This is a genomic window from Streptomyces sp. NPDC048275 (assembly GCF_040652275.1).
Taxonomy (GTDB): Bacteria; Actinomycetota; Actinomycetes; order Streptomycetales; family Streptomycetaceae; genus Streptomyces.
This window is the reverse complement of the sequence record NZ_JBEZLR010000036.1, coordinates 62792-83505: the sequence shown is the minus strand read 5'-3', so window position 1 is coordinate 83505 and position 20714 is coordinate 62792. Positions and strand designations below refer to the sequence as shown.

General features: G+C 70.6%; 16 protein-coding genes. 3 read left to right on the top strand and 13 right to left on the bottom strand.

What is annotated here, in order from left to right; all coding sequences use genetic code 11:
- Positions 1–429: 429 nt before the first annotated feature.
- Complete coding sequence (locus AB0D57_RS22260; protein WP_362075453.1) at positions 430–1437, bottom strand: stage II sporulation protein M; 1008 nt, start codon at positions 1435–1437, stop codon at positions 430–432.
- Between the two features lie 119 nt (positions 1438–1556).
- Between AB0D57_RS22260 and AB0D57_RS22255 the strand changes: the two genes are divergently transcribed.
- Complete coding sequence (locus tag AB0D57_RS22255) at positions 1557–2600, top strand: RDD family protein (RefSeq protein WP_362075483.1); 1044 nt, start codon at positions 1557–1559, stop codon at positions 2598–2600.
- Between the two features lie 7 nt (positions 2601–2607).
- On the opposite strand, the gene AB0D57_RS22250 is transcribed toward AB0D57_RS22255, so the two are convergent.
- The 9 genes from AB0D57_RS22250 to AB0D57_RS22210 all read right to left on the bottom strand — a co-directional run bounded on the left by AB0D57_RS22250 (position 2608) and on the right by AB0D57_RS22210 (position 12913).
- On the bottom strand, positions 2608–3222 hold the full coding sequence (locus tag AB0D57_RS22250; RefSeq protein WP_362075450.1) for a hypothetical protein: 615 nt from the start codon (positions 3220–3222) through the stop codon (positions 2608–2610).
- A gap of 99 nt (positions 3223–3321) precedes the next feature.
- Positions 3322–4779: an adenosylhomocysteinase gene (ahcY, locus tag AB0D57_RS22245; RefSeq protein WP_362075447.1), complete on the bottom strand. Its 1458-nt coding sequence runs from the start codon at positions 4777–4779 to the stop codon at positions 3322–3324.
- 486 nt (positions 4780–5265) lie between these two features.
- Entirely contained in the window at positions 5266–6243 is a 978-nt protein-coding gene (locus tag AB0D57_RS22240; protein WP_362075444.1) for a cation transporter, read from the bottom strand.
- 111 nt (positions 6244–6354) lie between these two features.
- Positions 6355–7506: a mannose-6-phosphate isomerase, class I gene (gene manA / locus AB0D57_RS22235; RefSeq protein WP_362075441.1), complete on the bottom strand. Its 1152-nt coding sequence runs from the start codon at positions 7504–7506 to the stop codon at positions 6355–6357.
- 78 nt (positions 7507–7584) lie between these two features.
- Positions 7585–8712 carry an SIS domain-containing protein gene (locus AB0D57_RS22230; RefSeq protein ID WP_362075438.1) on the bottom strand — a complete coding sequence of 376 codons (1128 nt, stop codon included), beginning with the start codon at positions 8710–8712 and terminating at the stop codon, positions 7585–7587.
- Positions 8713–8800: 88 nt separating this feature from the next.
- Entirely contained in the window at positions 8801–8971 is a 171-nt protein-coding gene (locus AB0D57_RS22225; RefSeq protein WP_266699539.1) for a Trm112 family protein, read from the bottom strand.
- Between the two features lie 234 nt (positions 8972–9205).
- Positions 9206–10567, bottom strand: coding sequence for a phosphomannomutase/phosphoglucomutase (locus AB0D57_RS22220; RefSeq protein ID WP_362075434.1), 1362 nt, complete (start codon positions 10565–10567; stop codon positions 9206–9208).
- Between the two features lie 175 nt (positions 10568–10742).
- Positions 10743–12359 carry an L-lactate permease gene (locus tag AB0D57_RS22215; RefSeq protein WP_362075480.1) on the bottom strand — a complete coding sequence of 539 codons (1617 nt, stop codon included), beginning with the start codon at positions 12357–12359 and terminating at the stop codon, positions 10743–10745.
- A gap of 122 nt (positions 12360–12481) precedes the next feature.
- The gene (locus AB0D57_RS22210; RefSeq protein ID WP_362075477.1) at positions 12482–12913 is read right to left on the bottom strand and encodes a DUF3499 domain-containing protein; all 432 of its coding nucleotides are present in this window, start codon (positions 12911–12913) and stop codon (positions 12482–12484) included.
- A gap of 394 nt (positions 12914–13307) precedes the next feature.
- Between AB0D57_RS22210 and AB0D57_RS22205 the strand changes: the two genes are divergently transcribed.
- Positions 13308–13757 (top strand): metallopeptidase family protein, encoded by a 450-nt coding sequence (locus AB0D57_RS22205; RefSeq protein WP_362075474.1) that lies wholly within the window; start codon positions 13308–13310, stop codon positions 13755–13757.
- 75 nt (positions 13758–13832) lie between these two features.
- On the opposite strand, the gene AB0D57_RS22200 is transcribed toward AB0D57_RS22205, so the two are convergent.
- The 3 genes from AB0D57_RS22200 to AB0D57_RS22190 all read right to left on the bottom strand — a co-directional run bounded on the left by AB0D57_RS22200 (position 13833) and on the right by AB0D57_RS22190 (position 19500).
- A complete protein-coding gene (locus AB0D57_RS22200) occupies positions 13833–15332 on the bottom strand; it encodes a DUF5719 family protein (protein WP_362075431.1) in 1500 nt (499 codons plus the stop codon).
- Positions 15329–18994, bottom strand: coding sequence for a glycosyltransferase (locus AB0D57_RS22195; protein WP_362075428.1), 3666 nt, complete (start codon positions 18992–18994; stop codon positions 15329–15331). Before AB0D57_RS22195 ends, AB0D57_RS22200 begins: the two co-directional genes overlap by 4 nt.
- Before the next feature lie 242 nt (positions 18995–19236).
- Positions 19237–19500 carry a WhiB family transcriptional regulator gene (locus tag AB0D57_RS22190; RefSeq protein WP_003975777.1) on the bottom strand — a complete coding sequence of 88 codons (264 nt, stop codon included), beginning with the start codon at positions 19498–19500 and terminating at the stop codon, positions 19237–19239.
- Between the two features lie 692 nt (positions 19501–20192).
- Between AB0D57_RS22190 and AB0D57_RS22185 the strand changes: the two genes are divergently transcribed.
- Positions 20193–20681, top strand: a complete 489-nt coding sequence (locus AB0D57_RS22185) for a cysteine dioxygenase family protein (protein WP_362075425.1) — start codon at positions 20193–20195, stop codon at positions 20679–20681.
- The last annotated feature ends 33 nt before the right edge of the window (positions 20682–20714 follow it).

Below are 20714 nucleotides of genomic sequence, written 5' to 3'. Positions count from 1 at the left end.
TGTTGAGTTCTCAAGGAACGGACGCTTCCTTTGTACTCACCCGAGAGACTCTCTCAGGCTTTCCTCCGGGCGCTTCCCTTCGGTCTTGCGTTTCCAACCCTACCAGATCCGTTTTCCGTTCCGTTTCCGGTTGGAATTCATTTCCAGTGGCCGTTGGAGGCCTTTGCCTATTCGATTGCCTTCCGGCTCTCTTTCGGCGATTCCGACTTTATCAGAAGTTGTTGGCCGGTCTTACCGGCCGCTCATTCCTGAATGATCGGGAGGTGCTTCTCGGGAATCACATTCACAAGAAGCTGGCAGATGTGACCGCCACCGTCTGGACTTGTCCAGCTCTAGGCAACTGTTTGAATCTACCTCCCCACCAGCACCGTGTCAACAGTCCTTGTGGGGCGAAGAGGAGACTAGCAGGTCAGCGGCCGTGTCCGCACGTCAGGCGGCCGTCGGCAGCGTGGCGCTGCGCTCGGACTCCTCGACGTCGCCGGTCTCACCGGCCCGCGCGGCGCGGCCGCCCAGGACATAGACGTACGCGAGGAAGACCAGTTCAGCTGCGATTCCGATACCGATGCGGGCCCAGGTGGGCAGACCGGACGGCGTGACGAAGCCTTCGATGGCGCCCGAGATGAAGAGGACCAGTGCCAGGCCTATTGCCATGCCGAGGGCAGCTCGGCCTTCTTCGGCGAGTGCTGTGCGGCGCGAGCGAGGACCGGGGTCTATCAAGGTCCATCCCAGTCGTAGACCTGTGCCCGCTGCCACGAAGACGGCAGTCAGTTCCAGAAGGCCGTGCGGAAGGATCAATCCGAGGAAGGTGTCGAGACGGCCGGCCGACGACATCAGGCCTATGCCGACGCCGACGTTGAGCATGTTCTGGAAGAGGATCCAGAGGACCGGTATGCCCAGGAAGACGCCCAGGACCAGGCACATCGCGGCGGCCTGGGCGTTGTTCGTCCAGACCTGCGCCGCGAAGGACGCGGCCGGGTGGCTGGAGTAGTAGGTCTCGTACTCACCGCCGGGGCGTGTGAGCTGGCGCAGTTCGCTGGGAGCCGCAATCGAGGACTGGACGTCGGGGTGTGTGCCGATCCACCACCCCAGGAGGACCGCGACGGCGGTGGAGAGGAGTGCGGTGGGAACCCACCAGTGGCGCGAGCGGTAGACCGCCGCGGGGAAACCGTGCGTGAGGAAGCGGGTGACATCGCGCCAGGAAGCGCGGCGGGTGCCTGTCACGGCGCTGCGCGCGCGTGCCACCAGTTGGCTGAGGCGACCGGTGAGCTGCGGGTCCGGGGCGCTGGACTGGATCAGGGAGAGATGGGTGGCCGTGCGTTGGTAGAGAGCGACCAGCTCGTCGGCTTCGGCTCCCGTGAGCCGGCGCTGGCGGCGCAGCAGCGCGTCGAGGCGGTCCCACTCGGCGCGGTGGGCGGACACGAAGACGTCGAGGTCCATCGGTTCTGCTGCTCCTCGTCCTCTCGTACTGCGTGTCAGCTTGTCGTACCGGGGCGCGATGTGCCCTCAGCTTGGCAGACTGGCAGTTCTCGAGGCAGGTCAGGGGAAGGAATGCGCGCGTGAGTGAGCTAGTGACGGGCGAGGCGGTGGCGCTTGAGCTGCGCCCCGCGAAGCTGCCGAGCCGGGCGCTCGCCGTGCTGCTCGATCTGATCGTGGCGATGGCCGCCTATGTCATCGTCACCATCGGGCTGGTGGCTGCGACGGCGGCCCTGGACGAGGCGGCGCAGATCGCGATCTCGATCGCGAGTTTCATTCTGCTGCTGGTCGGTGGGCCGATCGCGGTCGAGACGCTGAGCCACGGCCGTTCGCTGGGGAAGCTCGCCTGCGGGCTGCGGGTGGTGCGGGACGACGGAGGGCCGATCCGGTTTCGGCATGCGCTGGTGCGTGGCGCCATCGGTGTGGTCGAGATTCTGATGACGTTCGGGATCGTCGCGTGTATAGCCTCCCTCGTGTCGGAACGGGGTCGACGGCTCGGTGACGTGTTTGCCGGGACCCTTGTCGTTCGCGAAAGGATTCCGGTCGGGCGTACGGCGTTCGTGCCGCCGCCGCCGCCCTGGCTGGCCGGGCGATTCTCAGGTCTTGATCTGTCGGCCGTGCCGGATGGACTGTGGCTCGCCATTCGTCAGTACCTGACGCGGATGCAACAACTGGATCCGCAGGTCGGTGGGGCGATGGCGGAGCGACTTGCCTCCGATGTCGCTGCCTGCACGGGGACGCCCGCGCCGCGGGAGGTTCCGGCTGCCGCATATTTGGCGGCTGTGGTGCAGGAGCGGCAGGCACGGGACGCTCGGCGGGCTTTCGGCGGTGAGGCGGGCAGGACAAGCCCCGCGGGCCCTGGCGGGCTGATCGCCGGGATGCCCGTGGGGGGTGGCCCGGCCGTGCGGCAACCAGGGCATTACGCAAACCCGTACGCAGATCCCTCGGCGGCTGTCTCATCTCCTGCGGCCCCAGGCGTCACGTATCAGTCCCCGTCCCCGATGCCCATCCCGATCTCGGAACCGCCCGGGACGTCGGCACAGCAGGCGCCGCAGTCGGCGGTACCGCAGGGCGAACCGGTCGAACAGGTCGACCGCCCCGCGACCGGGTTCGCGCCCCCCGCGTAACCGAACGTCAGGCGAACACCGACGGCGGCGACTCGAGATGCTCCAGCTCGATGCCGGGCGCCGCCAGGACCACGTCCCCCGAGATGTGCACGGTGTGCTGCTCCCCCGTGTCCAGCGCTGTGACCTGGTATTCGTCCACCGCCAGGGGGCCATTGTCAGTGGCGTGTGTTTCTCTCGAGATCAAGGCCCAGGACTGGTCGAGAGTGCGGGGGGCAAGGACCGGGTCGGTGAAAGCGACGAGGCGGACACGGGTTGCGGAGGTGTCGGGGGTGAGGCGCAGAAGGCGTGCGGTGGCGATGAGGAACGCGGGGGACGTGCCGGTGAAAGCGTGGGCGGGGACATTGCCTTCGGTGGCCTGGGTGCCCGTGGGGTCGGTACGGACCCAGGTGACGCCGTCGAGCGCGGCGCCGCGGACCTGCCAGCTCGCCGCGTGAAGTTCGAGGCGGATGGGGCGGCCCAGCTCGTCGAGGGCGAGGTCGACGGAGCCTGCATGGTCGCCGGAGGGGGTGGTCAGCTGGGAGACGTAGCGCCAGCCGGAGGGGCCAGGCGCGCAGTGGAAGTGTTCTTCGGCGAGGAGGGTGTGATCGTGCAAATCATGGAGCGAATAGCGGCCGCGGGGCATGGGCGTTCAGGTCCTCATCGGGGACAGGCCCCCGCCGCGAGGGCGAGGGCCTGCTGACATCCGGATGCCGAGCGGTGGTACCGCTGCTCGGCGGGGTGCTCAGTAGCGGTAGTGGTCCGGCTTGAACGGGCCTTCGACCTCTACGCCGATGTAGGCGGCCTGCTCGGGGCGGAGCGTGGTGAGCTTCACGCCGAGGGCGTCAAGGTGGAGGCGGGCGACCTTCTCGTCGAGGTGCTTGGGCAGCACATAGACGTCGATCGGGTACTCGGACGGCTTGGTGAACAGCTCGATCTGGGCCAGGGTCTGGTCCGCGAACGAGTTGGACATCACGAACGACGGGTGGCCGGTGGCGTTGCCCAGGTTCAGCAGACGGCCCTCCGACAGCACGATGAGCACCTTGCCGTCCGGGAACTTCCAGGTGTGGACCTGCGGCTTGACCTCGTCCTTGACGATGCCCGGGATCTGCGCCAGGCCGGCCATGTCGATCTCGTTGTCGAAGTGGCCGATGTTCCCGACGATCGCCTGGTGCTTCATCTTGGCCATGTCGCTGGCCATGATGATGTCCTTGTTGCCGGTCGTGGTGACGAAGATGTCGGCCGTCTCGACGACCTCGTCAAGGGTCGTGACCTGGAAGCCGTCCATCGCGGCCTGCAGCGCGCAGATCGGGTCGATCTCGGTGATGATCACGCGGGCGCCCTGTCCGCGCAGGGACTCCGCGCAGCCCTTGCCCACGTCGCCGTAGCCGAAGACAACCGCGGTCTTACCACCGATGAGGACGTCGGTGGCGCGGTTGATGCCGTCGATCAGGGAGTGGCGGCAGCCGTACTTGTTGTCGAACTTCGACTTGGTGACGGCGTCGTTCACGTTGATCGCCGGGAACAGGAGGCTGCCGTCGCGGTGCATCTCGTAGAGACGGTGGACGCCGGTCGTGGTCTCTTCGGTCACGCCGCGGATCTCCGAAGCGAGCTGAGTCCACTTCTGCGAGCCGTCGCTGATGGTGCGGTGCAGGAGTTCGAGGACGAAGCGGTGCTCCTCGGACTCGGCGGTGTCGACGGAGGGGACCTTGCCTTCCTTCTCGTACTCGACGCCCTTGTGGACGAGGAGGGTGGCGTCACCGCCGTCGTCCAGGATCATGTTCGGGCCGCCGGTGGGGGTGTTCGGCCAGGTCAGAGCCTGCTCCGTGCACCACCAGTACTCCTCCAGGGTCTCGCCCTTCCAGGCGAAGACCGGGACGCCCTGCGGGTTCTCGGGCGTGCCGTTCGGGCCGACCGCGATGGCGGCGGCGGCGTGGTCCTGGGTGGAGAAGATGTTGCAGGAGGCCCAGCGGACCTCGGCGCCCAGGGCGACCAGGGTCTCGATGAGGACGGCGGTCTGCACCGTCATGTGCAGGGAGCCGGTGACGCGGGCGCCCGCGAGGGGCTGCGCTTCGGCGTACTCCTTGCGGATCGACATCAGGCCGGGCATCTCGTGCTCGGCGAGGGTGATCTCCTTGCGGCCGAACGCGGCCAGGGAGAGGTCGGCGACCTTGAAGTCCTGTCGGTTGTCGACAGTCGTCATGTCGGGCTGCTCCTCGGGATCGGGATCAGGGGCGAGGTGGTACGGCTGGTCTGCGCGCCGGCGGGCATAGGCATGCCCGGTCTGGGCACAGGCGTGCCCGGTGCGCGCAGCGCAGTCCGTCGGAGGCCCTCTCTCCCTCGGCCGGTCCGCGGTGGGACCGCCCGACCGCCATCAGCAGCGACGTCTGGCTAAGGCACCAAGCTACACCGGTCGGCCCAGCCCGCCCCAGCCCGGTTGTGTACGCGGCCGGTTTCCTGCGGATGCATCAGGCCAGAGACAGGGCCGTCCGCGGGAAGTGATCCTGCGCGGCTTCTGGATGGTGTTCGGCTGGACGATGGCGTGAGGAGATCGGCGTGAGTTGTCCGGTCGGTCTTCGCCCGATCGGCATCAGCCATACGTGCGTGCGGTCGGAAACCGCCGCCGACAGCGGCTGGGGCCCGCCTGGACTTCAGGCGGGCCCCAGAGGCGTACAGGCAGAGGTGGCGGTCAGTGTTCGGTCGGCTGGGCCGGGCCGCCAGGTGCCGCGCCTCGGTCGGGGCCCTTCGCGGCCTCCGCCTCGCTGTAGATGTCCGGCTCCAGGTAGATCACACGAGCGATCGGGACGGAGGCGCGGATGCGGGCCTCGGCGGCATCGATCGCGGCGGCGACCTCGGCGGCCGTGTTGTCGTGCTGGACGGCGATCTTGGCGGCGACGAGCAGTTCCTCGGGGCCGAGGTGGAGGGTGCGCATGTGGATGATCCCGGTGACCGTGTCGCCGGCGACGATGGCGGCCTCGATCTTCTGGACCTCTTCGGTGCCCGCGGCCTCGCCCAGGAGAAGCGACTTGGTCTCCGCGGCGAGGACCAGCGCGATCAGGATGAGCAGGATGCCGATGCAGAGCGTGCCGATGCCGTCCCAGACGCCATCGCCGGTGAGCAGGGCCAGGCCGACGCCGCCGAGCGCGAGGATCAGACCGACCAGTGCGCCGAGGTCCTCCAGGAGGACGACCGGCAGTTCGGGTGCCTTGGCGTGGCGGACGAAGTCCTTCCAGGACTTCGTGCCTCGCAAGGGGTTGGACTCCTTGATGGCCGTCCGGAAGGAGAACGACTCCGCGATGATCGCGAACACCAGCACGCCCACCGGCCAGTACCAGTGCTCGATCTCGTGCGGGTCCTTGATCTTCTCGTAGCCCTCGTAGATGGCGAACATGCCGCCGACCGAGAAGAGGACGATCGAGACGAGGAAGGCGTAGATATAGCGCTCGCGGCCGTACCCGAAGGGGTGCTGCGGAGTCGCCTCGCGTTGCGCCTTCTTGCCGCCGAGCAGGAGCAGGCCCTGGTTGCCGGAGTCGGCGACCGAGTGCACGGACTCGGCGAGCATCGAGGACGAGCCGCTGAAGAGGAACGCCACGAACTTCGCTACCGCGATCGCGAGGTTGGCGGCGAGTGCCGCCACGATCGCCTTGGTGCCGCCTGAAGCGCTCATGTGCTCCTGCTGTCCCTTCGTACGCCCGTCCGGGCTTTGCCCACCCTTTACGGTGGGTCATTGTTGCAGCCCGGCCCGACAGCGGTGCGTCAGGCCACCACAGTCGCCCCGTCAAACCACCACTGTCGCACGGAAGATCGTGCCGGACCCGGACACTTCGGCCTTTTGTCCGGCCGGTACGAAGACCGACTGGCCGGGGGTCAGCGTGCTGCCGTCCGCCCGCACCTCGCCCGCCGTGCAGAGCAGGATCTGCGGGGTCGCGCGCGTCAGGTCGTGCGGGCCCGCGCCCGCCGCCAGTGCGTACCGGGAGAGGTGGAACTCGTCGATGGGGGTCGCGTAGACCTCCTCGCCGTCCGGGGAGGCCTCCGGGCGCAGTACGCCGGGGTCGCCCGCCTCGAAGTGGACGATGCGCAGAAGTTCGGGGACGTCGACGTGCTTGGGGGTCAGGCCGCAGCGCAGGACGTTGTCGGAGTTGGCCATGATCTCGACGCCGAGGCCGTTGAGGTAGGCGTGCGGGACTCCGGCGCCGAGGAACAGGGCTTCACCGGGTTGCAGTTGGACGTAGTTGAGGAGCATCGCTGCGATGACTCCGGGGTCGCCCGGGTAGTGGTGGGCGAGGTCCACGTACGGGGCGTAGGCGCCGCCGAGGCGGGCGCAGGCGGCCGCGGTCTCGTTGACCGTGCGGGCCATCTCCTCGCGGTCGGCGGAGAGCAGCGCCGTGAGGACCTCGCGCAGGGCGGCCTCTTCGGGGTGGGCGTGCAGCAGGTCGACGTACGGCTTGAGGGAGTCGACGTCCAGGCCCGCGAGCAGTTCGGCGGTCTCGTCGGGGGCGCGGAAACCGCACAGGCCGTCGAACTCGGTGAGGGCGCAGATCAGTTCGGGTTTGTGGTTGGCGTCCTTGTAGTTGCGGTGCGGGGCGTCCATCGGGATGCCCCGCTCCTCCTCGTCCTCGTAGCCCTCCTTCGCCTGCTCCAGGTTGGGGTGCACCTGGAGGGAGAGGGGGGCTCCCGCGGCGAGGATCTTCAGCAGGAACGGCAGGCGGGGGCCGAACTTGGCGACGGCCGCCCGGCCGAGTTCCTGCTCGGGGTCCTCGTCTATGACTTCGGTGAGGGGACCGCGCGCGGTGCGCGAGGGCGCGCCCGGGTGGGCGCCCATCCACATCTCCGCCTGCGGCTCACCGGTCGGCTGCACGCCGAGCAGCCGCGGTATGGCGGTGGTCGAGCCCCAGGCGTAGGGGCGGACGGTGTTGTCGAGGCGGTCCATGGTGTGTCGTCTTCTCCGTACGTGCGGTGCTCGGCAGGCCTTCTTCACCAGGTGTGCGTCAGCTGGTGCGGACCAACATCAGGCCCTCGAAGCGAGCGCCAGGTAAACGGCGGCGAAATCCGTGACGGCGATCAGTTCCGCGAGGGTCTCCAGTTCGGAGCCCTCCTCGGGGTCGAGCTCGCTGATCGCGGTGTCGTGGCTGAGGGCGAGCTCACGGGCGGAGGGTGCGGCGGTGAGGCCGCCGGTCGGGCGGTCGCGCAGGAGCACGACGCGCGCGTGGAGGGCCTGTGCCTCCTCGACGCGGTCGCGGAAGAAGTCGTCGGGGTCGGCGCCCGCGGCGAGTGCGCCCGCGAGCAGGACGCTGTGGGAGGCGAGCGCCTCCGGAAGTTCGGCGGTGAGCGCGGGGCGGCCCGCCAGCTCCGCGAGGGCGGCGGTGAAGCGGCGGCCCGCGGGGCCCGCGGAGGTGCCCTCTGTCCAGATCACCGGGAGCGCTTCGGCGAGTTCGGCCGCGAGGGTCTTGGCGGGGTTGCCGTAGGTGGCGATGGCCGGGCCGCAGCGTTCGGCGACGCGGTCGAGGCGGTCGGCGACCTTCTGCAGCACCTCGGGTGGGGCGGAGACCAGACCGGTGCGGTCCAGCAGTGCGAGAAGCGGGGTGAGCAGCGCCCACAGGACGCCGGGGGCGGAGGCCGCCAGGGGCGACTCCGGCTCGTACGGGGCGGTCGCCATCGGTACGAACAGGCCGTGCGCGCCCTCCACCGCTTCCGTGATCGGAGTGCCGGCGGGGGCCACCGCGACGACGGAGCTGCCGCGCCGGTACGCCTGCTCGACCAGGAGTTCGAGGCCCGGCTCGTATCCGTCGGGTGTGGCGATCAGCAGGAGGTCCACCGGGCCCGCCCAGCCGGGCAGCTCCCAGCGCAGGGCGCCCCCGGCGGGGGCGACGCCGGTGGGAGTGAGCCGGCTGAAGGGACAGCTCGCGCCGGCGAGCGTGCCGAGCAGTTCGGCGACGCCGGTGGCGGCCAAACCGGGGCCGGCGATCAGGACGGCGCGCGGGCGGCCGTCCGGCTTCAGCTCCTGGATCCCGGCCTCCGCGGCGTGCCGGACCGCCGTACGCACACGGGCGCCGGCCTCCGCGGCGCCCCGGAGCAGCTCGCGCCGGTCGGCGCGGGCGAGCGCCTCCGGGTCGTCGAGCAGCGATTCGTCGAGCATGGGTCGGCAGCCTCCCGATCGCCGGTGTGTCGCCTGTATCGCGCCTGTATCGCCTTGTCGGCTGTGTCCTGGGTGCGCCGTGCGCCGCTTACGCGGGGCGGCGGGCCTCGTCGACGAGCAGTACGGGGATGCCGTCCCGGACGGGGTAGGCAAGGCCGCAGTCCTGTCCCGTACAGACCAGCTCGCTCTCCTGCTCCTTGAGCGGGGCGTGGCAGGCCGGGCAGGCGAGGATCTCCAGGAGGCCGGCTTCGAGCGGCATGGGGTGTCCTTTCGAACAGGGTTGATGCGGCCTGGTCAGCGTACCGCTGTGGGGGGTTGTGTGCCGGGGCGCTGCGCTGGCTTGGGGGGGCGGGGCGGCCGTTCTTTCGCCCCCGCCGCCCCTACCCGTCCCGTTCCTGGGGGCTTTGCCCCCCAGACCCCCGGTCGCCCGCAGGGCTCGTCCTCAAGCGCCGGACGGGCTGAAAGATCGATCGCCGGCCGGAGCGGATGACCTTCAGCCTCTGATGATTTCCAGGACCTCGTCCCTCGCCTTTGCCATCGTGGCCTCGTCCTTGGCCTCGGCGTTCAGGCGGAGGAGGGGTTCCGTGTTGGAGGGGCGGACGTTGAACCACCAGTCGTCGGCGGTGACGGTCAGACCGTCGAGCTCGTCGATGGTGAGGCCCTCGCGGCCCTCGTAGGCGGCCTTGATCGCGGCGAGGCGGGCCGTCTGGTCGTCGACGGTGGAGTTGATCTCGCCGGAGCCCGCGTAGCGGTCGTAGGAGGCGACAAGCTGGGAGAGCGGGCCGTCCTGGCCGCCGAGGGCGGCGAGGACGTGGAGGGCGGCCAGCATGCCCGTGTCGGCGTTCCAGAAGTCGCGGAAGTAGTAGTGCGCGGAGTGCTCGCCGCCGAAGATCGCGCCCGTACGGGCCATCTCGGCCTTGATGAAGGAGTGGCCGACGCGGGTGCGGACCGGGGTGCCGCCGTGCTCCCGGACGACCTCGGGCACCGACCAGGAGGTGATGAGGTTGTGGATGACCGTGCCGCCGCCGTGCTTGCCGAGTTCGCGGGCGGCGACCAGGGCGGTGACCGCGGACGGGGAGACCGGGTCGCCGTTCTCGTCGACGACGAAGCAGCGGTCCGCGTCGCCGTCGAAGGCGATGCCGAGGTCGGCGCTCTCCTCGCGCACGCGCTGCTGGAGGTCCACGATGTTCGCCGGGTCCAGCGGGTTCGCCTCGTGGTTGGGGAACGTGCCGTCCAGTTCGAAGTACATGGGGACGAGGTCCAGGGGCAGGCCGGCGAAGACGGTCGGGACCGTGTGCCCGCCCATGCCGTTGCCCGCGTCGACCACGACCTTCAGGGGGCGGATGGACGTCAGGTCGACGAGCGAGCGGAGGTGCGCCGCGTAGTCCTCCAACGTGTCCCGCTGCGTGATCGTTCCCGGTGTCGCGTCCGAGGTCGGGGCGCCCGAGTCGAGCCAGGACTCGACGAGTTCGCGGATCTCGGAGAGGCCGGTGTCCTGGCCGACCGGGGCCGCGCCCGCGCGGCACATCTTGATGCCGTTGTACTGGGCGGGGTTGTGCGAGGCCGTGAACATGGCGCCGGGCAGGTCGAACGCGCCCGACGCGTAGTAGAGCTGGTCCGTCGAGCACAGCCCGATTTCGGTCACGTCGACACCGCGCGCCGCCGCACCGCGCGCGAAGGCGCGCGAGAGGCCGGGCGACGAGGGCCGCATGTCGTGCCCGATCACGATGGCGTCCGCACCGGTCACCTGGACGAAGGCTGCCCCGAACAGCTCGGCCAGCGACTCGTCCCACTGGTCCGGGACCACCCCGCGTACGTCGTACGCCTTCACGAGCTGCGACAGATCAGCAGTCACGGCCAACCCTCCAGAAGTCCACTTCGGTCACCTCAAACTACCCGTCCGGGCTGACAATCCGCTGTGAAGCGGCTGATCGGACGCGCGTCCGTCACCCGGGAAACCGTGTCGGGGCAGTGTCGGGCAGTGTCGGGCAGTGTCGGGCCGTGTCGTGACGCGGGTGCAGCGTGCCGGGTCAGGGCAACATCCACTCCAGGACCGGCGAGCTCTGCCCCACCACGATCAGACACATGATCAGCAGCAGTCCGACACTCCATGGCAGAACCTTGCGCAGCAGGTCTCCCTCGCGGCCCGCGAGCCCGACGGCCGCGCACGCGATGGTGAGGTTCTGCGGCGAGATCATCTTGCCCAGCACGCCGCCCGAGCTGTTGGCGGCGGCGAGCAGTTCGGGGGACAGCCCCGACTCGCGGGCCGCGCTCACCTGAAGGGCGCCGAAAAGGGCGTTCGCCGAGGTGTCCGAGCCGGAGACGGCCACGCCGAACCAGCCCAGCACCGGTGACAGGAAGGCGAGTCCCGCACCGGCGGCCGCCACGAAGTGGCCGATCGTGGCCGCCTGTCCGGAGAGGTTCATGACGTAGGCGAGGGCAAGGACGGACGTCACGGTGAGGATCGCGAACCTCAACTCGTGGACCGTCGCCACCCATTCCTTGACGGCCACGCGCGCGTGCACCCCGAGAACGACGGCCGTGCACAGCCCGGCGAGCAGCACGAGCGTGCCGCCGGTCGAGACGACGGGCCAGGTGAATACATTGCCGCCGACCGGGTCTCCGTCCGGGTTCACGACGTCCAGGAAGGGCCAGTCGAAGGTGCGGGTCGCCTTGGCCAGCCAGTCCTTGACGGCGGGGATCTGGGCGACGGAGAAGATGGCGACGATCAGCGCGTACGGGGCGTAGGCGCGTACGACTTCGGGGCGCGGGTCCTCCTCGTCCAGGTCCTCGCTGCGTACGCCGGTCAGGACCGCGACCCGTACGGGCTCGGCGGCCGCCCTGCGCGCCTGCGGTACGGCGACCAAGGCGGCGGCTCCCGCCAAGGCCGCGCCGATGTCGGCGAGTTGCGCGGAGACGTAGTTCGAGGCGGCGAACTGGGCGATGGCGAAGGCGACTCCGCACGCCAGGGCGGGTACCCAGGTCTCGCGCAGTCCGCGCCGCCCGTCGACCAGGCCGACGAGCACCAGGGGGACGACGAGGGCCAGCAGGGGTGTCTGCCGGCCCACCACGGAGGCCACCGAGTCCAGGGGCAGGCCCGTGACTTGGGCGAGGGTGACGACCGGTGTGCCCATCGCCCCGAAGGCGACCGGCGCGGTGTTGGCGACGAGCGCGACGACGGCGGCGCGGACGGGGTCGAAGCCGAGCGCGACCAGCATCACCGAGCAGATCGCGACGGGCGCACCGAAGCCCGCGAGGGCCTCCAGGAGCGCGCCGAAGCAGAAGGCGACGACGAGCGCCTGGATGCGCGGGTCGTCGGACAGGCGCCCGAAGGAGCGGCGCAGGATGTCGAAGTGCCGGGTGCGGACGGTCATCCGGTACACCCACAGGGCGTTGACGACGATCCACAGGATGGGGAAGAGGCCGAAAACGGCTCCCTGGGCGGCACTGGAGAGCGTCTGGTCGACGGGCATGCCGTAGGCGAGACACGCGACGAGGGCGGCTGTCAGGAGGCCGATGAGCCCGGCCAGATGCGCCTTCATACGGACGCCGCCGAGCAGGATCAGCACGATGACCAGGGGCAGGGTCGCGACAAGGGCGGACAAGCCCAGCGAGTCGGCCACGGGTTCCAGTTCCTGGACGTACACGGGTACCTCCCCAGATTCCGTCATGCGGAAAGGGAATTCACGTCTGACGGAATGGTCGTGTCCGCGACAACTTCACGTCAATGGGCGTGCATCACCCAGTGGAACGGGGGGACCGATCGACCTCAGTTGTCCGGCGAGCGCAGCACGCGGAGATGGCCGCGGCGCGCGACCTCCATCGGGTCCGCCGTGCGGGCGCTGCCGCCGCCACCGGCCTCGGCGGCACGCCGCTGCGGACGGGCCGCCTCGCGCACCGCGTTGGCGAGCGCCTCGAGGTCGTCACCGCTGGGGCGGGAGGGACCCGAGGAGTCGGCGAGCCGCACGACCTCCCAGCCGCGTGGCGCGGTGAGGCGAGCGGAGTGCTCGGCGCACAGGTCGTAGCAGTGGGGTTCGGCGTAGGTGGCGAGCGGGCCGAGGACCGCGGTCGAGTCGGCATAGACGTACGTCAGCGTCGCGACGGCGGGACGGCCGCAAGCGGTGCGCGAACAGCGACGTACAGGGCTCACGACGTTGGACGGTACCGCACTCTTGAGCGGGCCGCGACGACTCTCCCCCAGGTCACCCCACCGTGTCGTGCTGTGAGACCGCCCACACACATCTCCGAACTTGCCGCGCTGACCTGGGGCGACATCCCGTGACGAGATGCCGAACAGAACTGAATCCGGTCACCAGTTGGTGCAAACCATGTCAAGTGTCATGTGAGCGGCGGTCTTGGAGAGATACGGAATCGAGCCCAAGCTTGGCCGGAATGGTCATCGGGCGACATCTGGCATGGGTATCGGACGCAATCCGGAGGGGACGTCGAGTGGCATCCGGAAGGGGCGACAAGCTGCGACCGGAGGGGAGGACGAGCGGCATCCGGGAAGGGCTCCGGGCTTCCTGCCACCGGTCTGCGGGCAGCCGCGTGGGGGCCGGGCGCGCGAACCTCGCGGGGACTACTCTTCGTCAGTGATGGACAACCCCGTACCGCCCCGCGCCGACGCACCAGGGCCCCGCCGTCGTGATCGCCACGGAAGGGGCATGCGCGGTCCTGTCGCGCCGCCCCAGGTGCCGCTGGCCGCGAGCCGTGCCGAGGTCTTCGCGGACCTGGTGCAGGACTCCGTGGAGCGGCTGGAGCGGCGCTGGCCGCAGCTCGCCGACATCGACTTCCTGGTCCTCGAAGTGCCCCGCCTGGACGGCTCCGGCGAGGGCTGGAGCGACGAGGCGGTGCCCCTGGGCGGCACGATCGCGGCGCACGAGGGCCAGCCCGCGCGCGTGGTCATCTACCGTCGCCCGGTCGAGATCCGCACCAAGGGCCGCGACGAGCGCGCCGCCCTGGTGCACGAGGTCGTCGTGGAGCAGGTCGCCGAGCTGCTGGGGCTGACACCGGAGACGGTCGACCCTCGCTACGGCGAGGACTGAGGACCGCCGGGTCCCCTTGAGGACCCGGCGGATCACCCGTGACTGGATCATCCGTACTGCGCCACCCGTACGGGATCACTGCTTCAGCAGCACCGAGAGATCCTGATCCGCTTCCGGCACCGCCACGGTCCCGTGGTCGTCCGGGAGGGTCTGGACGGTGAAGCCGGAAACGCCGTTCTGGGTGAGGGCGAGGGTTCGCGAGGCGTAGACGGAGCCGCCGGAGAGCCGCTCCACCGTCAGCGCGTACGTCCCCTTGAGGCCGCTCGGGACCGGTGCCTCGACGTTCTGGGTGGTGCCGCCCTTGATCGTGAACGTCTTCGTCGCCGCCGTACCGCCCTCGCTGCCGGCGGACGCGGTGACCTTGACCTCGGCGGTGCGGCCGGGTGCGGAAACGGCGAGCGTGGTGCCCTTGGAGCTGTTCTGGGCGACCGTCGCGCGCGCGGCCACCGGAGCGGTGGCCGGGATGAACGCCGTCTCCTGCTGGGCGCCCTTGCCCCGCACGACCCGCACGGCGGCGACGACCGGCACCGAGGTGCTGGTGGGTGTGAGGACCAGGGAGCCCGCCTCGCCGCGCGTGACGTCACCGAGGTCGAGCGCGGCGGTCATACCGGACTTGACGTGCAGCGACTCGCTCCCCGCGGGGGTGATCAGGCCCGTGGGCGAGGCCAGGCGCACCTTCAGGTCGGCGTCCTGGTCGCCGGGCACGAAGGCGACCAGGCGCACGGAGGTGGCGTCCTTCGGGATGCCGGGCACCACCAGGCTGCCCGCCGGGTCGGTGGCGGCGGCCAGCCAGTCACCGCCGGTCTCCTCGTCCAGGGCCTGCACGGCGGCGCCGACCCGGCCGCTGCGGACGGTCACATGCACGGTGAGGTCGGTCTGCGGTGTGTCGGTGAGCGTGTTCAGCAGGATCGGCTCGCTGGAACGGGGCTGGACCGTGATGCCCTCGCCCACCGTGGACTTGAGGGTGCCGTCCTTGCCGTACAGCTCGATGTCGACGACCGCGGCCGAGTCGTCGGGGTTGGTCAGGTGCACATAGTCGGTGCGGTTGTCGGCGGTGCTGGCGGCCGGGAACCAGAACTCGGTGTCCGGGGCGGTGCAGTTGGTGCCGAGCAGACCGCGGCCGGTGCCCGCCGCGACCTCGGTGGTCTCCTGGACGGTCCAGCCGGGCGCGAACCTGCCCTCGGCGATACCGACGAGGGCGGGCGCCTGTGCGCCCGAGCTGTCGCCGGTGGCCGGCTTGCCGGGTTCCTCGGGCTCCACGACGGGCTTGGCGGCCTTCTTGTCGCTCTTCTTTCCGCTCGCGGCGTCCGCCGACTCCTCGCCCGCGGCCTGGAGTTCGGCCTCGCCGCTGTCGCTCGTGCCCTTGGTGACGGGCGTGAAGGACGTGTACGTCGTCTCGGCGAGGTCGGAGGTGCTGGGCTGCGGGCAGAGCAGGCTGGTGCGCTCCACGGGCAGCTGCGCGGCCGCCTTGGCGGTGGCGCCGCCGGCGGCGGACGGCCCGTTCATCGAGGCGAATCCGGTGACGGCGGCGAGCGCGGTCGCGCCGGCGATCAGGGACAGGGTGGTGCGGTTCACTGCTGGCTCCCGTCGGGGCGCTCACTGTCGGTGCCGTGCGGCGGCTGCGGGGGCATCGGGGGCTGCGTCGGGTCGTACGTGGCGTCGTAGCCCTGCGTGTACGTCTGGTCGTACGGCGTCGTGCCCCCGTAGGCGTACGGGTCGTACTGCCCCGCCTGGTAGGGGTCCGCCTGGTACGGCTGCTCGTACGTGCCGGCCGGGTACTGCTGCCGGTCCTGGTACTGCTCGGCGTCGTAGGTGCCGTACTCGGCGCCCGCGTAGCTCGCGTTGTCCCACTCGCCGTACGCCGGCTGCTGGGGGACCGCGGCCGGCTCGCGCGGGACCTCCTCCTCCGCAGGAGGAAGGGTGTCGGGGTCCTGTGCGGCCTGCTCGGCCTCGGCCTCGGCCTCAGCCTCGGCCTGGGCGCGCAGGCGGCGGGCGCGGCGGCCGTCGCCCGTGACGTCCTGGGCGGCGGCGAGCGGCTCCTCGGGGAGGTCGTCGTCGATGTCACGGCGCCGCCCGGGCAGGGCGAGGACGACGAGGACCACGGCGAGCGCTCCCTGGGCCCACACCCAGCCGGTGTGGCTCATCGGGGCGTCGAAGGCGACGTCCAACTTGCCGCCGTTCGTGGGCAGTTCGAAGCCCTGTGCCCAGCCGTCGACCGTGGTGCGGGTGAGCGGCTTTCCGTCCAGGGTGGCCGTCCAGCCCTCGTCGGCCGTGTCGGCGAGGCGCAGGACGCGGCCCTCGGCCCCGGCGGGGACGGTGGTGTGCACCTCGACGGGTCCGGCGGCGATGGACAGCTGCTCGCCGGACTTGGGGACGATCGCGGCGCGCGAGACCTGCCGGTCGAGGCGCCACAGGGCGCTGCCGTCCTGCTGACTGAGCCGGGTCAGTCCCGGGGTGGCGTCCAAGACGCGGCTCACCTCGCGGGGCGCGCCCTTGCGGACCAGGACGTAGCGCACGGCGAAGCCGCCGAGCTGGTCGGCCTGGTCGGCGCCGGAACCGGCGACGAGGTTGGCGACGACCTTGTCGAGCTTGGTGTTCTCACCGCCCGCCGCCGCGAGTTCGGCGTCCCCCATGCGGGCGCCGGAGCCTCGTACGAGGGTGTAGCCGACCGTGGCGGTCGACTGGCTGTCGAGGACGAGGGTGCGGGCCTGGTCGCGGGTGCCGCTCTCCTCGGCGACGAACGCGGGTACCTGCACCGGGTCCCGGCGCTCCACGGGCCCGTCGGCGCCGCCGATGATCCATCCGGCGGCCACCAGCAGCGGGCCCGCGGCCGACGCGAACGCGATGAGGGCGGCGACCGGTTGGCGCCAGCCGAAGCTCTGCTCGGCCACGCGCGCGCGTGCCCCGTCGGCGCCCAGTGCGGCGGCGGCGAGCAGCGCGAGGCCGTAGACGAGGGTGGCGGGGCCGGCCCACGTCGAGCCGTTGGACAGCACGGCGAAGACGAGCGCCACCAGGGCGACGGCCCAGGCCGTCCAGATCCCGGCCTGACGCTGCGAGCGCATCAGGGCGGCCAGTGCCGCCAGCACGATGCCGATGAGCATCAGTCCGCTGACGGTCCCGGGGCCGCCGGGGCTGGCGCCGAGCAGGTCGAGTGCGGAGGCCGCGCTCTCGCCGTACGACAGACCGGCTTCCTCGAAGAAGCCGAAGGGGAGCAGCGTCAGCGACCAGGGGGCGAGGACCAGCAGCGGGGTGCCGAGCTGGGCCAGGAAGCGCGGTCCGTAGGCGATGATCTCCCTTCGGCGCACTGCCAGGAGCGCGATTCCGAGGACCAGGGCGATGGGCCAGATGATCGGCGTGAAGGCCGTGGTGAACGTCAGCAGCAGGGCGTACGCCCAGGTGGCGCGCCAGCTGCCGCGCGCCCCTGAGGAGTGGGTAAGCCCGCTCGCGGCGATGCCCGCGCGCGCGATGAACGGCAGCAGGATGGCGAGGAAGGCGGTGCCGATGCGGCCGCCGGCGAGGGCGCCGGTGGCGGCGGGCAGGAACGCGTACGCGACGGACGCCCAGGCGCGCAGCAGGCGCGACTCGACGAGGGGCCGGGAGGCGAAGTACGCGGTGAAGCCGGCCAACGGCACGGAGGCCACCAGGAGCACGGTGACGGCGAGCCCGGTGGAGCCGAGGAGCAGGGAGGACAGCAGCGCGACGAGCGCGAGATACGGCGGCGCGGACTGGGTGCCGCCGGCGCCCACCGGGTGCCAGGCGTCCACATAGCGCGACCAGAGCTCGGAGGCGTCGGCGGGCGCGGGCAGCAGCGCACCGCCCGCGAGCGCCCCGCCGCCGAGGAGATCACGGCAGGCGAGGAGCGAGACGAACAGCAGTACCAGGAAGAGCATCGGTCCCGGGTTGCGGGCGACGCGCTTGAGCCGGGCGAACTGCTCGATCTCCAGGAAGTCGGCGTCGTCGCCGCCGGGCCCGGACTCGACCGCGCCGCCGTGCCGTCCGACACCGGCGACGGCGTCGGGGTCGTCCTGGCCCACGAGGTTGCCCGCGACCTGTTCGAAGGTGGCCCGCACGGTCGCGCCGGGCGGCGGGAACAGCGGGCGCAGCTCGCCCTTGTCGACCTGGGGGCGGCCTCGTCTGCGACGGCCCGCGAGGATCCGCTCCGGGCGCAGCAGGGTGCCCAGCAGGCCGCGGATCTCGTCGACGGCCTGTCCGGGGACCTTGCCGACGAGGTAGGCGACCGTGCGCAGCAGGGTGCCGAGGACGAGCCGGACAAAGATCCAGGGCAGCTGTGCCGTACGGGCGTTGACGAGGAGGGTGTAGACGGCGCCCGCCTTGTCGACCTTGTGCGGGGAGGCGGCGGTACGGCCCACGCAGTCGACGGTGCGGCGCTCGCGGGAGGCGGCCTCGGCGTGCCGGACGACCGCTTCGGGGGCGACGAGGACGCGGTGTCCGGCGGCTTGGGCACGCCAGCACAGGTCTACGTCGTCGCGCATGAGGGGCAGTCGTCGGTCGAAGCCGCCGAGTTCCTCGAAGACGTCGCGCCGGATGAGCATGCCGGCGGTGGACACGGCGAGCACGGGGTGGACGTGGTCGTGCTGGCCCTGGTCCTGCTCACGGCGGTCCAGGCCGGTCCAGCGGCGGCCGGAGTTGGCGATGGTGACGCCGACCTCGAGGAGCGCCCGGCGGTCGTACCAGCCGCGGAGCTTGGGGCCGATGACGGCGACTTCCTTGCCGAGCTCCTGTTCGTTCTCCACGACGCGCAGCAGTTGGGCCAGGGCGTCGGGCTCAGGGGCCGAGTCGTCGTGCAGCAGCCACAGCCACTGCTGGGGCTCGCCGTGCGGGAACTCCGGCATGTCGTACGCGTCGTCGCGCCAGCTGCGGGTGACCGGGTCCCAGCCGCTGGGGCGCTTCAGGTAGGGCAGGTCGTCCGGAGTGAGCACACCCGCGTTGCGGGATGCCTCCTCGACGGCCTGGCCGAAGCCGGTGCGCCGGGCGAGGTGCAGCACCCGGTCGGCGCCGAGTGCGTCGGTGAGCAGCTGGGCGGAGTCGTCCGCGCTGCCGGTGTCGGCCGCCACGGCGTTCTGCACGGGGCGCTCCTGGCCGAGCAGCCCGGCGAGCGCCTCGGGCAGCCAGCGGGCGCCGTCGTGGGAGACGAGCACCGCGGTCACCACGTGGCGCGGGAACTCAGGGGTAGCAGCGTCGTGTTGGGCGGCTGCCGTATGGCTGTGCACGGACATCGAGGTACGGGCCCCGGTTCGATGGACTGCGGTGGACGCCTGTGTCCGGCGGGGACAGCGGGACGTCTCGGACGAGGGCCCACACTAACGGCTGGGCAGCACAGCGGCCCGCCGCCTGTGGATAACCCACCTGCGACGGGCCGTTCGTTACGTGTCGGTACGGATGGATCAGTACATGGATCAGTACATGGATCGGTACGGAGACATGTGCGCCGATCGGTCAGACGGCGGCCTCCTGCCGGTCAGACGGCGGCCTTCTTCAGACGGCGGCGTTCACGCTCGGACAGGCCGCCCCAGATGCCGAACCGCTCGTCGTTGGCGAGCGCGTATTCGAGGCACTCGGAGCGGACCTCGCAGGCGAGGCAGACCTTCTTGGCCTCGCGGGTGGAGCCGCCCTTCTCGGGGAAGAAGGACTCGGGGTCGGTCTGGGCGCACAGCGCGCGCTCCTGCCAGCCGAGTTCCTCGTCCGCGTCGTCGACCAGCAGTTGCTGCACCAGCTCGGTCATGTGCGCCCCTCGTCTGTCTTTCGCGTCCCCGTGATGCTGCCGTTCACCGTTTTCGGCTGAACGACACGAGTGAAATTACAAGTGTGCCGATCCGGGCCAGTCAAGCCGAGATCTGCTATTGAGCCCCTTATTCACTCTGCGGAACCAAGGCTATGCGGAAAGTGTTCAAATCGACATAAACCCTGACAGCCTCAGAAGTTCACACCGAGCGCTCAACCCGCCACCGAGAAGGACGCCAAGAAGTTCGATCTCGTTCCGACACGGACACCGATGCGAACCGGATCACATTTGGATCACGGAGTCACATCGAGGTTTGTGCGCCCGGTTGTGCGCCATGTGTCCGGGGCGGCTCCTGAACAAACCTTTCGCCCCACAGATGAACCGGATGAGGTGAAACATTTCTCATATAGCGGACACCAAGTTGACAGTCGGGGTGTGAGCCGATGTCCTTGTGGGCATGCTCGCGAACTTGGCACTCACCTCGACCCGCACCGCCGGGTCCCACGGTGCTGCCTTCGCTCGCTGTAGCTGTTGTTGCTGTCCCAGCTGTTGAGCCCTACCGCGCTCCGGCTGCCTCGTCCCACAGGGGCGACCTCTCGCCCGAACTGAGGCGAATCCCCTCCCCGTCCGCGACCCGGACGGAAATGGCCGCGACACCCCAGCACTCTCACGCCGAGGAACCACCGCACCCCATGAACAGCGACAACGACCTCCAGATCGCCGGCGACATCCTCGAAGTACCGCACCTGCTCCAGCCGCCGCGCGAGCACCCCGCCACCGTGGCCGAGTTCGCCGGCCTCGCCCGCTCCATCGCCGCCGACCGCTCGCAGTGGGCGCACCTCGTCCGGTACGACGCGACGTCCCGCTGGTACCACCGGCTGCGCACCGGCCCCGGTTACGAGGTGTGGCTCCTTTCCTGGGTGCCCGGGCAGGGCAGCGGGCTGCACGACCACGGCCGCTCCTCCGGCGTACTCACCGTCCTGGAGGGCGCGCTGACGGAGCGCACGGAGCGTGACACGCGCGCGTTGAAGGCGGGATCGCAACGGGTGTTCGCGCCCGGCTACATCCACGAGGTCGTCAACGACTCCCTGGAACCGGCCGTGAGCCTGCACGTCTATTACCCCGGGCTCACCGAGATGCCGATGCACGCGGCGCGCTGCGCGGTCGCCGAGGTCTCGTAACCGCCTCACGCGTTGTCGGACCCGCCTGCGAGA